This window comes from Pseudomonas thivervalensis (assembly GCF_001269655.1).
Taxonomy (GTDB): Bacteria; Pseudomonadota; Gammaproteobacteria; order Pseudomonadales; family Pseudomonadaceae; genus Aquipseudomonas; species Aquipseudomonas thivervalensis.
The window spans coordinates 168567-182632 of sequence record NZ_LHVE01000004.1; the positions used below are offsets into that span (position 1 = coordinate 168567).

Below are 14066 nucleotides of genomic sequence, written 5' to 3' on the forward strand. Positions count from 1 at the left end.
TGCTTATCATCTACTCTTTTGGTCAAGCGCTGATTTCTTGTAGGAGCTGCCGCAGGCTGCGATCTTTTGATCTTGATGTTTCGCTCGCAATTCAATTGAGCCGGAAAAGATCGCAGCCTGCGGCAGCTCCTACAGTGCCGAACATTATTCGGCGTTACACAACGCCAGGCAGTTATCCAGCATGCGGTTGGAGAAGCCCCATTCGTTGTCATACCAGGCCAATACCTTGAGCAGCTTGCCGCTGGCCTTGGTGTGGTTGGCGTCGAAGATCGACGACAGCGGGTTGTGGTTGAAATCGCTGGAGACCAGCGGCAGGGTGTTGTAGCCGAGGATCTTCGAATGCTGGCTGGCATGGCGCAGCAGTTCGTTGACTTCTTCGGCCGACGCTTCGCGCTTGAGCTGAACGGTGAGGTCCACCAGGGACACGTTGATCACCGGTACGCGCACGGCCATGCCGGTCAGCTTGCCGGCCAGTTCCGGCAGCACCAGGCCCACCGCTTCGGCGGCGCCGGTCTTGCTCGGGATCATGTTCTGGGTGGCCGAACGGGCGCGGTACGGGTCGCTGTGGTAGACGTCGGTCAGGTTCTGGTCGTTGGTGTAGGCATGGATGGTGGTCATCAGGCCGCTTTCGATGCCCAGCTCGCGGTGCAGCACCTGGGCCACCGGGGCCAGGCAGTTGGTGGTGCACGACGCGTTGGAGATGATCTGGTGGGACTGGCGCAGGATATCGTGGTTCACGCCATACACGACGGTGGCATCGGCACCCTTGGCCGGGGCCGAGATGATCACCTTGCGGGCGCCGGCGCTGATGTGCGCAGCAGCCTTGGCACGGTCGGTAAACAGGCCGGTGCACTCGAACACGACGTCGATCTTCTCGGCCGCCCAAGGCAGTTCGGCCGGGTTGCGGATGGCGCTGACCGAGATGCGGTCGCCATTGACCGTCAGGCTTTCGTGGTCGTGCTGGACGTCGGCATCGAAGGTGCCATGCACGGTGTCGAACTTGAGCAGATGGGCATTGATTGCACTGTCACCCAGGTCGTTGATGGCGACGATCTGCAGGTCGCGACGGTAGCCTTGGGTATACAGTGCACGGAGGACGTTGCGGCCGATGCGGCCAAAACCATTGATTGCGATTCGAAGAGTCATTAACTGCGCCGCCGTCGATTTGTTGTTGGAATTACAAGATTATTCGCATAAAAATAGAAAACAAGCCTTTTTAGTGGCAATATTTTGTTTTATCTACAACGAGTGACCTGAATCAACTGGTCCGAATGGTCAAAAACCGTCTGTCGCATCGCCTTCCACACAGCGTGCAGCGGGCTTTTGACCAGCATAGACAATCAGGTCGCCACATCCGTTAGCCTGGAGTTCTATACATGCATCCCCGCGTTCTTGAGGTCACCGAACGGCTTATCGCCCGCAGCCGCGCCACGCGTGAGGCTTACCTTGCATTGATCCGTGGTGCGGCCAGCGACGGTCCGATGCGCGGCAAGCTGCAATGCGCCAACTTCGCTCACGGCGTGGCCGGTTGCGGCACCGAAGACAAGCACCACCTGCGGATGATGAACGCCGCCAACATCGCCATCGTGTCGTCCTATAACGACATGCTCTCGGCCCACCAGCCCTACGAAACCTTCCCGGAACAGATCAAGAAAGCCCTGCGCGAGATCGGTTCGGTCGGCCAGTTCGCCGGTGGCACGCCCGCGATGTGCGACGGCGTGACCCAGGGCGAGGCGGGAATGGAACTGAGCCTGCCGAGCCGCGAAGTGATCGCGCTGTCCACGGCGGTGGCGCTGTCCCACAACATGTTCGACGGCGCGCTGATGCTCGGCATCTGCGACAAGATCGTTCCGGGCCTGATGATGGGCGCGCTGCGCTTCGGTCATTTGCCGACGATCTTCGTGCCCGGCGGGCCGATGGTCTCGGGCATTTCCAACAAGGAAAAAGCCGACGTGCGCCAGCGCTACGCCGAAGGCAAGGCCACCCGCGAAGAGCTGCTGGAATCGGAGATGAAGTCCTACCACAGCCCTGGCACCTGCACCTTCTACGGCACCGCCAACACCAACCAGTTGCTGATGGAAGTGATGGGCCTGCATTTGCCGGGCGCCTCGTTCGTCAACCCGAACACGCCGCTGCGCGATGCCCTGACCCGTGAGGCGGCGTTCCAGGTGACGCGCATGACCAAGCAAAGCGGCAACTTCATGCCCATCGGCGAGATTGTCGACGAACGTTCGCTGGTCAACTCCATCGTTGCGCTGCACGCCACCGGCGGCTCCACCAACCACACCCTGCACATGCCGGCCATCGCCATGGCGGCGGGCATCCAGCTGACCTGGCAGGACATGGCCGACCTCTCCGAGGTGGTGCCGACCCTGAGCCACGTCTACCCGAACGGCAAGGCTGACATCAACCACTTCCAGGCGGCGGGCGGCATGTCGTTCCTGATCCGTGAGTTGCTGGAAGCCGGTTTGCTTCATGAGAACGTCAACACCGTGCTCGGTCACGGCCTGAGCCGCTACACCCAGGAGCCGTTCCTCGAGGATGGCGAACTGGTATGGCGCGACGGTCCGATCGAAAGCCTCGACGAAAACATCCTGCGCCCGGTGGCTCGTGCCTTCTCGCCAGAAGGTGGGTTGCGGGTGATGGAAGGCAACCTGGGCCGTGGGGTGATGAAGGTTTCGGCCGTGGCCCTGGAAAACCAGATTGTCGAAGCACCGGCCATGGTCTTCCAGGATCAACAAGACCTGGCGGACGCGTTCAAGGCCGGTCTGCTGGAGAAAGATTTTGTCGCGGTGATGCGCTTCCAGGGCCCACGCTCCAACGGGATGCCGGAACTGCACAAGATGACGCCATTCCTCGGTGTGTTGCAGGACCGTGGCTTCAAAGTGGCGCTGGTGACCGATGGGCGCATGTCCGGCGCGTCGGGGAAAATCCCGGCGGCCATCCATGTCAGCCCCGAAGCTTATGTCGGTGGTGCGTTGGCCCGGGTGCAGGAGGGCGATATCATCCGTGTCGATGGCGTCAAAGGCACTTTGGAATTGAAAGTGGACGCCGAGGAATTCGCCGCGCGCGAGCCGGCCAAGGGCCTGTTGGGCAACAACATTGGCACTGGCCGCGAGCTGTTCGGTTTCATGCGCATGGCCTTCAGCTCGGCGGAGCAGGGCGCCAGCGCCTTCACATCTGCCCTGGAGACGCTTAATTGAAACTGGCTTTGGTCGGTGACATCGGAGGGACCAACGCGCGTTTTGCGCTGTGGAAAAACCACACCCTGGAAAACATCCAGGTGCTGGCCACGGCGGATTACGCCTGCCCGGAAGATGCCATCGAGGTTTACTTGAGCGGCATGGGCCTGAAGCCGGGCGCTATCGGTTCGGTGTGCCTGTCGGTGGCCGGTCCCGTGAGCGGCGATGAGTTTCGCTTCACCAACAATCACTGGCGCTTGAGCAACCTGGCATTCTGCGAGAGGTTGCAGGTGGAGAAGCTGTTGCTGGTCAACGACTTCTCGGCCATGGCCCTGGGCATGACCCGCTTGCGTCCCGATGAGTATCGGGTCGTGTGTGAAGGCACCCCGGAGCCGATGCGTCCGGCGGTGGTGATCGGGCCGGGCACCGGGCTGGGCGTCGGCACGCTGTTGGATCTGGGTGAGGGGCGTTTCGCGGCGTTGCCGGGGGAGGGCGGCCATGTCGACCTGCCCATGAGCAGCCCTCGGGAAACCCAGCTGTGGCAGCACATCTACAACGAGATCGGCCACGTCAGCGCCGAAACCGCCTTGAGCGGCAGCGGGTTGCCTCGGGTGTACCGGGCCATTTGCGCTGTGGACGGCCATGTGCCGGTACTCGATACCCCCGAATCCATCACTGCGGCTGGCCTGGCCGGCGACCCCATTGCCCTGGAAGTGCTCGAGCAGTTCTGCCGTTGGCTGGGGCGCGTGGCCGGCAACAATGTGTTGACGCTGGGCGGGCGCGGCGGCGTCTACATCGTCGGTGGCGTGGTCCCGCGTTTTGCCGATTTTTTCCTCGAAAGCGGTTTCGTCCGGTGCTTCGCCGACAAGGGCTGCATGAGCGATTATTTCAAGGGCATTCCAGTCTGGCTGGTGACCGCGCCGTACTCCGGCCTGATGGGGGCGGGCGTGGCGTTGGAGCAATCGGCTATCGCCTGACGTTTGAGATGTGCCCACCCTGTGGGAGCGAGCTTGCTCGCGATGACGGAGTGCCAGTCGCCATTGATATTGACTGATACACCGCTATCGCGAGCAAGCTCGCTCCCACAGGTTTTTTTGCAGTGTGTTTGTAGGCTTTATCCATCAGGCATAATCGCCCCAATCCAAACAACAAGGACGAGGCCCGTGAGTTCAGTAAACAAATCGATTTTGTTGGTCGACGACGACCAGGAGATTCGCGAACTGCTGGACACCTACCTCAGCCGTGCGGGGTTCCAGGTGCGGACCACGCCCGACGGCGCCGGGTTTCGCCAGGCGTTGAACGATGCACCGAGCGACCTGGTGATCCTCGATGTGATGCTGCCCGATGAAGACGGTTTCAGCCTTTGCCGCTGGGTTCGCCAGCATCCACGCCAGGCGCACGTGCCGATCATCATGCTCACCGCCAGTTCCGACGAGGCCGACCGGGTCATCGGCCTTGAGCTGGGCGCCGATGATTACCTGGGCAAACCCTTCAGCCCGCGTGAATTGCAGGCGCGCATCAAGGCGCTGCTGCGCCGGGCGCAATTCGGCCAGGAGCGCGCCGGCGGCGAAGTGCTGGCCTTCGATGAGTGGCGGCTGGACATGGTCAGCCATCGGCTGTTTCACACCGACGGTGAAGAAGTGATTCTCTCCGGTGCCGACTTCGCCCTGCTCAAGTTGTTTCTCGACCATCCCCAGGAGATCCTCGATCGCGACACCATCGGCAACGCGACCCGTGGCCGCGAGTTGATGCCCCTGGACCGGATCGTCGACATGGCGGTCAGTCGCCTGCGCCAGCGCCTGCGTGACACCGACAAGCCGCCGCGGCTGATTCGCACGGTGCGGGGCAGCGGTTATCAACTGGCGGCCAGTGTGGTTGCCAGCAATGGTCATTGACTGGATCAAAAAAGTTGCCCGGCGGGTACCGGTACCACGTTCGTTGCTGGGCCGGATGCTGCTGCTGACCCTGCTGGTGGTGCTGTTCGCCCAGACCCTGTCCAGCCTGATCTGGGTTTCGCAATTGCGTGCCACCCAACTTGAAGGCCTGGTCACCAGCGCCCGCAGCCTGGCCCATTCGATGACGGCCAGCGTCAGTTACCTGCGCTCGCTGCCGGTGGCGTACCGGCCGTTGGTGCTGGACCAGTTGCGCAGCATGGGCGGCACGCGGTTTGTCGTCACCCTCAACGACAAACCCTTGGGCATGGACGTGCTGCCGGTGACGCCGCGCAAGCAGGCGGTGCTCACGGCCGTGGATGAAGTGCTGCGCCGTTCCTTGGGTCATAACGCCGACATCTCGGTGACGTTCGTCAGCCCCGACGACCTGCGGATTTTCAACGCGGGGCTCAAGCTCGATGAACTGCCCCGTTCGTGGGCCCACTATGCCTTGACCCTGGAACCGGTGAATCCGCCGGTGCTGGTCACGCAGATTCAGATGGCGCCGGGTGAGTGGCTGTACATCGCCTCGCTGCTGCCCGAACCCTACACCAGCCTCGAAGAGCAAGACCTGCCCAAGCAACAGGTCGGTTTCATCGTGCTCACCAGCAGCCTGTTGTTGCTGTTCATCGGTTTGCTGGTGCACTGGCAGAGCCGGCCCCTCAAGCGTCTGGCCCGAGCCGCGCGGGACATGTCCCTGGGCGCCGAAGTGGAGCCGGTGGCCGAGGGCGGCGGCAGCGAAGTGGTGGAAGTGGGTCGGGCGTTCAATGCCATGCGCGAACGCATCAGCCGTTACCTGACGGAGCGCAGCCAGTTGTTCAGCGCGATTTCCCACGACTTGCGCACGCCTATCACTCGATTGCGCCTGCGGGTCGAGCTGTTGGAAGACGAAAACCTGCAAGCCAAGTTCGGCCGTGACCTGGATGAGCTGGAGCTGCTGGTCAAAGGCGCGCTGCAATGCGTCAAGGACACCGACATCCACGAAAACATCGAGCCGGTGGACCTCAACCATGTGCTCGATTGCCTGGTCGAACCTTACCTGGCACCCAACGGCAACGGCCGAGTGACCCAGGATGGCCGGGCGCTGGCGCCGTACCCCGGCAAGCCGCTGGCCCTCAAGCGCTGCATCGGCAACCTGATCGACAACGCCTTGAAATACGGACAGAACGCCCACCTGCACATCGATGACGATGAAACCGCCTTCATCCTGCACGTCGACGACGAAGGCCCCGGCGTGCCTGAGCAACGCCTGGAGCAAGTTTTCGAACCGCACTTCCGCCTCGCCGGGCAACAGCAGGGCTATGGCCTGGGCCTGGGCATTGCCCGCAACATCGCCCACAGCCATGGCGGCGAAGTGAGCTTGCAGAACCTGCGTGAAGGCGGGTTGCGGGTGACGTTGCAGTTGCCTCGCAGTGTGGAGTAGCCAGCCCTGTTGACTGATCGTTCCCACGCTCTGCGTGGGAATGCAGCCCGGGACGCTCTGCGTCCCATCTAAAGCCGAACGCGGAGCGTCCGTTGATGCATTCCCACGCGGAGCGTGGGAACGATCATCACCCCATCTCCCAGGTAAATGTCACAACTCGGTGACATAACTCGCCCCGTTCGTTACCTGCCCCTCGCCCTCCCTTGTTTAGACTCCCTCTGTCAAAACAACAAAAAAGGTACCCCGATGGACACCTTCCAACCGGCCTTCAGCAGTTGGCTGAACACCCCTGCCCACCAGCAATGGCTTGCCGATGAAGGCTTGCGGCTGCTGGCGTTCGCCAAGGCCTCGAAGCTGCCGGACGGCTTTGGCAACCTGGACGAGTGCGGCCACCTGCCGGCCGATGCCCGGGCCGAGACCATGAACACCGCGCGCATGACCCACAGCTTCGCCATGGCCCATATCCAGGGCCTGCCGGGTTTCGCCGAGTTGGTGGACCACGGTATCCAGGCCCTCAACGGCCCCCTGCGCGACGCCGAACATGGCGGCTGGTTCGCCACGACGCGGCCTGATGAAGACGGCGCTGGCAAAGCCGCCTACTTGCATGCGTTCGTCGCCCTGGCGGCCAGTTCGGCGGTGGTGGCCCAGCGTCCCGGTGCGCCGGCGTTGCTGGACGAAGCGGTGCGGATCATCGATGAGCATTTCTGGTGTGAGGAGGAGGGCGCCCTGCGCGAATCCTTCAATCGCGACTGGAGCGAGGAGGAGGCCTATCGCGGCGCCAACAGCAACATGCACGCCACCGAAGCCTTCCTGGCCCTGGCCGATGCCACCGACGATCCTCGTTGGCTGGTGCGTGCCCTGCGCATTGTCGAACGGGTGATCCACGGCCATGCCGCCGCCAACGATTATCTGGTGGTGGAGCATTTCGACCGCCACTGGCAGCCGCTGCGCGACTACAACCAGGACAATCCCGCCGATGGTTTCCGCCCCTACGGCACGACGCCCGGCCACGGTTTCGAATGGGCGCGGCTGCTGCTGCACCTGGAAGCCGCGCGGGTGCAGATCGGCATGCTGACCCCAGGTTGGTTGGCCCACGACGCGCAAAAACTCTTCGACCAGAACTGCCGCCACGGTTGGGACGTCGATGGCGCGCCGGGCATTGTCTACACCCTGGACTGGGACAATCGCGCCGTGGTTCGCCACCGCCTGCATTGGGTCCACGCCGAAGCAGCGGCCGCTGCCAGCGCCTTGCTCAAGCGCACCGACGAGGCGAAGTACGAGGCCTGGTACCGGTGCTTCTGGGAGTTCTGTGACAAACATTTCATCGATCGCTGCAACGGCAGCTGGCATCACGAACTCGATCCGCAAAACCGTCCCAGCGCCGACATCTGGCCCGGCAAGCCGGACCTGTATCACGCCTGGCAAGCGGTCTTGATTCCGCGCCTGCCCCTGGCACCGAGCATGGCGTCAGCCCTGGCGCGGTTATCCAGCCCTGCGCCTGTGTAACCATGCCGTGACATTTGCACGTCCCTTCGTTACCTGCGAAGGGATTCCCTCTGATTAGAATCCATGCAGCGCAAGCTCCAGACTTGCATGCATAACAACAAGAAAGGTAATTCTAGATGAATGCGATTTCTCGCCTCGCTACTGTCATTTCTCTTGCTTCCCTGCTTCCCGTCGCAGCCTTCCCTGTCACCACCCTTGCCGCCGAATCCAAAGGTTCCGTGGAAGTCGTCCACTGGTGGACGTCGGGTGGTGAAAAAGCCGCGGTCGATGTGCTCAAGGCCCAGGTAGAAAAAGACGGCTTTACCTGGAAGGACGGCGCTGTCGCCGGCGGTGGCGGTTCCACCGCCATGACCGTGCTCAAGAGCCGTGCCGTGGCCGGCAACCCACCGGGTGTCGCCCAGATCAAGGGCCCGGACATCCAGGAATGGGCATCCACCGGGCTGCTCGACACCGACATCCTCAAGGACGTGGCCAAGGCCGAGAAGTGGGACAGCCTGCTCGACAAGAAAGTCTCCGACACCGTGAAGTACGAAGGTGACTACGTCGCCGTGCCGGTGAACATCCACCGCGTCAACTGGCTGTGGATCAACCCGGAAGTCTTCAAGAAAGCCGGCATCACCAAGAACCCAACCACCCTCGAAGAGTTCTACGCCGCTGGCGACAAGCTCAAGGCCGCGGGTTTCATCGCGCTTGCCCACGGTGGCCAGCCTTGGCAGGACAGCACCGTGTTCGAAGCCGTGGTGCTTTCGGTCATGGGCGCCGATGGCTACAAGAAGGCCCTGGTCGACCTGGATGACAAGGCCCTGACCGGTCCGGACATGGTCAAGGCGCTGACCGAGCTGAAGAAAGTCGCGACCTACATGGACGCCGACGGCAAGGGCCAGGACTGGAACCTGGAAGCGGCCAAGGTCATCAACGGCAAGGCCGGCATGCAGATTATGGGTGACTGGGCCAAGAGCGAGTGGACCGCGGCGAAGAAAGTCGCCGGCAAGGACTACGAGTGCGTGGCCTTCCCGGGCACCGACAAGGCCTTCACCTACAACATCGACTCCCTGGCGGTGTTCAAACAGAAAGACAAGGGCACTGCGGCGGGTCAGCAGGATATCGCCAAGGTCGTGCTGGGTGAGAACTTCCAGAAAGTCTTCAGCATCAACAAGGGCTCGATCCCGGTGCGCAACGACATGCTGGGCGACATGGCCAAGTACGGTTTCGATTCCTGCGCCCAGACCGCGGCCAAGGACTTCCTGACGGACGCCAAGTCCGGCGGCCTGCAGCCGAGCATGGCGCACAACATGGCGACCACGCTGGCGGTACAGGGTGCGTTCTTCGATGTGGTGACCAATTACATCAACGACCCGAAAGCCGACCCGGCCGACGCTGCCAAGAAACTCGGCGCAGCGGTTCAGTCTGCGAAGTAACTAGCGCCGCTTCCCTTGTGGGAGCGAGGCTGTGGGAGCAAAACTTGCTCGCGATGAACGATAACGCGGTCATTAGAAAGACCGAGGTGCCTTCATCGCGAGCAAGCTCAGCTCCCACACAAGCTCGCTGCCACATTGGGAATGTTCTGTAGTCCTTTTCTCTTGTACTGGATCTTCCCATGAGTTCTGTTGCTGTGTTCAGCAAGGCCTCGCCGTTCGATGCATTGCAGCGCTGGCTCCCGAAACTGGTGCTGGCGCCGAGCATGTTCATCGTTCTGGTGGGCTTCTATGGCTATATCTTGTGGACGTTCGTCCTGTCGTTCACCACCTCGACGTTCCTGCCGAACTACAAGTGGGCAGGCCTGGCGCAGTATGCGCGGCTGATGGACAACGACCGTTGGTGGGTGGCGAGCAAGAACCTGGCGCTGTTCGGTGGCCTGTTCATCGGCATCACCCTGGTGATCGGCGTACTGCTGGCGGTATTTCTCGACCAGCGCATTCGTCGCGAAGGTTTTATCCGCACCATTTACCTGTACCCGATGGCGTTGTCGATGATCGTCACCGGTACGGCCTGGAAATGGCTGCTCAACCCAGGCATGGGCCTGGACAAATTGTTGCGTGACTGGGGCTGGGAAGGCTTCCGCCTTGATTGGCTGATCGACCCGGATCGGGTGGTGTACTGCCTGGTGATCGCGGCGGTGTGGCAGGCCTCGGGCTTCATCATGGCGATGTTCCTGGCCGGCCTGCGCGGTGTCGATCAATCGATCATCCGTGCCGCGCAGATCGATGGCGCGAGCATGCCGCGCATCTACTGGAAAGTGGTACTGCCGAGCCTGCGCCCCGTGTTCTTCAGCGCCGTGATGATCCTGGCGCACATCGCGATCAAGAGCTTCGACCTGGTGGCGGCGATGACGGCCGGTGGCCCGGGTTATTCCTCCGACCTGCCGGCGATGTTCATGTATTCGTTCACCTTCAGTCGCGGCCAGATGGGCATGGGCTCGGCCAGCGCAATCCTGATGCTCGGCGCGATCCTCGCGATCATCGTGCCTTACCTGTACTCCGAGCTGAGGACCAAGCGTCATGACTAGTCTCGCTGCCAAACCTTCCATCAGCCTGAGTCGCATCGCGATCTACGCGGTGCTGATCCTCGCCGTAGTGCTTTACCTGGTGCCGTTGGTGGTCATGCTGTTGACCAGCTTCAAGACCCCGGAAGACATCAGCTCCGGCAACCTGCTGAGCTGGCCGACCGTGGTCAGTGGCATCGGTTGGGTCAAGGCCTGGGCCACGGTCGACGGCTACTTCTGGAACTCGATCAAGATCACCGTCCCGGCGGTGTTGATCTCTACCGCCATCGGTGCCTTGAACGGCTACGTGTTGTCGATGTGGCGCTTTCGCGGTTCGCAGTTGTTCTTCGGCCTGTTGCTGTTCGGCTGCTTCCTGCCGTTCCAGACCGTCCTGCTGCCGGCCTCGTTCACCCTCGGCAAGATGGGCCTGGCCAGTACCACCACGGGCCTGGTGTTCGTGCACGTGGTCTACGGCCTGGCCTTCACCACGCTGTTCTTCCGCAACTACTACGTGAGCATTCCCGATGCACTGGTGAAGGCGGCGCGACTGGACGGTGCGGGGTTCTTCACCATTTTCCGGCGGATCATCCTGCCGATGTCCACCCCGATCATCATGGTCTGCCTGATCTGGCAGTTCACGCAGATCTGGAACGACTTCCTGTTCGGCGTGGTGTTCTCCAGCGGTGATTCGCAACCCATCACCGTGGCGCTGAACAACCTGGTCAACACCAGTACCGGGGCCAAGGAATACAACGTGGACATGGCGGCGGCGATGATCGCCGGGCTGCCGACCCTGCTGGTCTATGTGGTGGCAGGCAAGTATTTCGTGCGCGGCCTGACGGCCGGCGCAGTCAAGGGGTAATCATGGCAACGCTTGAACTTCGCAACGTAAACAAGACCTATGGTGCCGGCCTGCCGGACACCCTGAAGAACATCGAGTTGTCGATCAAGGACGGTGAGTTCCTGATCCTCGTCGGACCCTCGGGCTGCGGCAAGTCGACACTGATGAACTGCATCGCTGGCCTGGAGACCATTACCGGCGGCGCGATCATGATCGGTGACCAGGATGTCAGCGGCATGAGCCCGAAGGATCGCGACATCGCCATGGTGTTCCAGTCCTACGCGCTGTACCCGACCATGAGCGTGCGCGAGAACATCGAGTTCGGCCTGAAAATCCGCAAGATGAAACAGTCGGACATCGACGAAGAAGTCAACCGCGTGGCCAAGCTGCTGCAGATCGAGCACCTGCTCAATCGCAAGCCCGGCCAGCTCTCCGGCGGCCAGCAACAGCGCGTGGCCATGGGGCGGGCCCTGGCGCGGCGGCCGAAGATCTACCTGTTCGACGAACCGCTGTCCAACCTCGACGCCAAGCTGCGGGTCGAGATGCGCACCGAAATGAAACTGATGCACCAGCGCCTGAAGACCACCACGGTCTACGTGACCCACGACCAGATCGAAGCCATGACCCTGGGCGACAAAGTGGCGGTGATGAAGGACGGGATCATCCAGCAGTTCGGCACGCCGAAAGACATCTACACCAACCCGGCCAACCTGTTCGTGGCGAGCTTCATCGGTTCGCCTCCGATGAACTTCATCCCGCTGCGCCTGCAACGCAAGGACGGTCGCCTGCTGGCGTTGCTCGACAGCGGCCAGGCCCGTTGCGAGCTGCCGCTGGGCATGCAGGACGCCGGCCTGGAAGACCGCGAAGTGATCCTCGGCATGCGTCCGGAACAGATCGCGTTGGCGGGCAGCGAGCCCAATGGCCTGCCGACCATTCGTGCTGAAGTCCAGGTCACCGAGCCTACCGGGCCGGACACCCTGGTATTCGTCAACCTCAACGACACCAAGGTCTGCTGCCGTTTGGCGCCGGACGTGGCACCGCAACCGGGGGAAACCCTGACGCTGCAATTCGATCCGTCGAAAGTGCTGCTGTTCGACGCCCAGTCCGGCGAGCGCCTGGGTGTGGCCGGCCAGCCGCAAACAGATGCCCGAACGGCGAACGTGGCGCAGTTCAAAGGCCGTTGAAGAATGAATGTGGGAGCAAGCCTGCTCCCACAGGAAAGGAGTATGCGGTGGATGGGGACATTCGCCGCAATCGTTGTAAACCGCGTTAGATAAAAACAGTTAATAACAATAAATAAAGACGAGGATGTAGGGATGAAAAAGAAAAACAATGCCCAGCTTATCTGCCAGTTATCAGCCGTTGCGGCGATGATGCTGGCCGGTAGCGCACACGCAGCCGACGCGTTCAGCGCCGACTCGAAGTGGATGACGGGCGACTGGGGCGGCGAACGGACCAAGCTGATCGAGCAAGGTATCGATATCAAGGCGGACTTCGTCGGTGAGATGGGTGCCAACCTCCACGGCGGCTACAACGATGACAAGACTGCGCGCTGGTCCCAGCAGTTTGGCCTTGGGGTCGCGCTCGACCTGGAAAAACTGGCGGGCTGGGGCGATACGGAAGCCAAGATCCAGTTCACCCGGCGTGACGGTCGCAACATCTCCAACGACCGCATCGGTGATCCACGTGCCGGTACCCTCAGTTCTTCCCAGGAAGTCTGGGGCCGTGGACAAACCACGCGTCTGACCCAGTTGTGGATCAAGCAGAAATACTTCGATAGCAAGCTGGATGTCAAAGCCGGTTATTTCGGTGAGGGCGAAGACTTCAACACCTTCCCGTGTGAATTCCAGAACCTGGCGTTCTGCGGTTCACAAGCGGGTAACTGGGCGACCGGCATCTGGTACAACTGGCCGATCATGCAGGCGGCGATTCGCGTCAAATACAACCTCACGCCTGAGCTCTATGCGCAGATCGGTGCCTACAACCAGAACCCTTCGCAGCTGGAAAACAACAACCGCTACAAGCTCAGCGGCAGCGGTACCAAGGGTACTCTCATTCCGGTCGAGTTGGTCTGGTCGCCGAAGATCAATAACCTGCCGGGCGAGTACCGTGTCGGTTACTACAAAAGTACAGCCAAGGCTGACGACGTCCGTGAAGACGAGGATGGCAACGACGCTGCGACCACCCGCAACGCCTATCGCAGCCACAGCAGCAAGGACGGCTACTGGCTCGTCGTGCAACAACAGCTCACCAGCCACAACGGTGATGCTTCGCGCGGCCTGAACATCGCGGCCAACGCCACCTTCCATGACAAGGAAACCAACGTCGTCGACAACTACCAGTCGTTGATGTTCGTGTACAAGGGGCCGTTCGATGCACGTCCAAAAGACGATGTCGGCATCGGTTTCTCGCGTATCCATGTCAACGAAGACGTGAAGAAAAACGCTGAGCTGGTCAACGCCGCCAATGGTGTCAGCGACTACGACGATCCGCTGTTCGCGCCGTTGCGCAGCACCGAGTACAACTACGAAATCAACTACGGCTTCCACGTCACCAACTGGCTGACCGTGCGTCCGAACCTGCAGTACATTACTCACCCGGGTGGTGTGGATGAAGTCGACAACGCGCTGGTGGCCGGCCTGAAAATTCAGTCGGTGTTCTAACGCTGTTGCGATAAGCTCCTCTCTATGTGCGCATATTT

At 61.5% G+C, this 14066-nt stretch carries 11 protein-coding genes; 10 read left to right on the forward strand and 1 reads right to left on the reverse strand.

Annotated elements, in window-relative coordinates; all coding sequences use genetic code 11:
- Positions 1-144: 144 nt before the first annotated feature.
- Entirely contained in the window at positions 145-1146 is a 1002-nt protein-coding gene (gene gap / locus AD659_RS05545; RefSeq protein WP_003184623.1) for a type I glyceraldehyde-3-phosphate dehydrogenase, read from the reverse strand.
- 230 nt (positions 1147-1376) lie between these two features.
- On the opposite strand from gap, the gene edd reads away from it, so the two are divergent.
- The 10 genes from edd to AD659_RS05595 all read left to right on the forward strand — a co-directional run bounded on the left by edd (position 1377) and on the right by AD659_RS05595 (position 14028).
- Positions 1377-3203 (forward strand): phosphogluconate dehydratase, encoded by a 1827-nt coding sequence (edd, locus tag AD659_RS05550; RefSeq protein WP_053119088.1) that lies wholly within the window; start codon positions 1377-1379, stop codon positions 3201-3203.
- Entirely contained in the window at positions 3200-4159 is a 960-nt protein-coding gene (locus tag AD659_RS05555) for a glucokinase (protein ID WP_053119090.1), read from the forward strand. The genes edd and AD659_RS05555 overlap by 4 nt, the downstream gene beginning before the upstream one ends.
- A 186-nt stretch (positions 4160-4345) precedes the next feature.
- On the forward strand, positions 4346-5077 hold the full coding sequence (locus tag AD659_RS05560) for a response regulator (RefSeq protein ID WP_014336913.1): 732 nt from the start codon (positions 4346-4348) through the stop codon (positions 5075-5077).
- On the forward strand, positions 5067-6536 hold the full coding sequence (locus tag AD659_RS05565; protein ID WP_053119092.1) for an ATP-binding protein: 1470 nt from the start codon (positions 5067-5069) through the stop codon (positions 6534-6536). The genes AD659_RS05560 and AD659_RS05565 overlap by 11 nt, the downstream gene beginning before the upstream one ends.
- A 246-nt stretch (positions 6537-6782) precedes the next feature.
- Entirely contained in the window at positions 6783-8042 is a 1260-nt protein-coding gene (locus tag AD659_RS05570) for a D-mannose isomerase (protein WP_053119093.1), read from the forward strand.
- Between the two features lie 116 nt (positions 8043-8158).
- Positions 8159-9460 carry an ABC transporter substrate-binding protein gene (locus tag AD659_RS05575; RefSeq protein ID WP_053119095.1) on the forward strand — a complete coding sequence of 434 codons (1302 nt, stop codon included), beginning with the start codon at positions 8159-8161 and terminating at the stop codon, positions 9458-9460.
- A 179-nt stretch (positions 9461-9639) separates the two neighbouring features.
- The gene (locus AD659_RS05580; protein WP_003198535.1) at positions 9640-10548 is read left to right on the forward strand and encodes a carbohydrate ABC transporter permease; all 909 of its coding nucleotides are present in this window, start codon (positions 9640-9642) and stop codon (positions 10546-10548) included.
- Positions 10541-11386, forward strand: a complete 846-nt coding sequence (locus tag AD659_RS05585; protein WP_053119097.1) for a carbohydrate ABC transporter permease — start codon at positions 10541-10543, stop codon at positions 11384-11386. The genes AD659_RS05580 and AD659_RS05585 overlap by 8 nt, the downstream gene beginning before the upstream one ends.
- A gap of 2 nt (positions 11387-11388) precedes the next feature.
- A complete protein-coding gene (locus tag AD659_RS05590) occupies positions 11389-12549 on the forward strand; it encodes an ABC transporter ATP-binding protein (RefSeq protein WP_053119101.1) in 1161 nt (386 codons plus the stop codon).
- A 132-nt stretch (positions 12550-12681) separates the two neighbouring features.
- Positions 12682-14028: a carbohydrate porin gene (locus tag AD659_RS05595; protein WP_053119103.1), complete on the forward strand. Its 1347-nt coding sequence runs from the start codon at positions 12682-12684 to the stop codon at positions 14026-14028.
- The last annotated feature ends 38 nt before the right edge of the window (positions 14029-14066 follow it).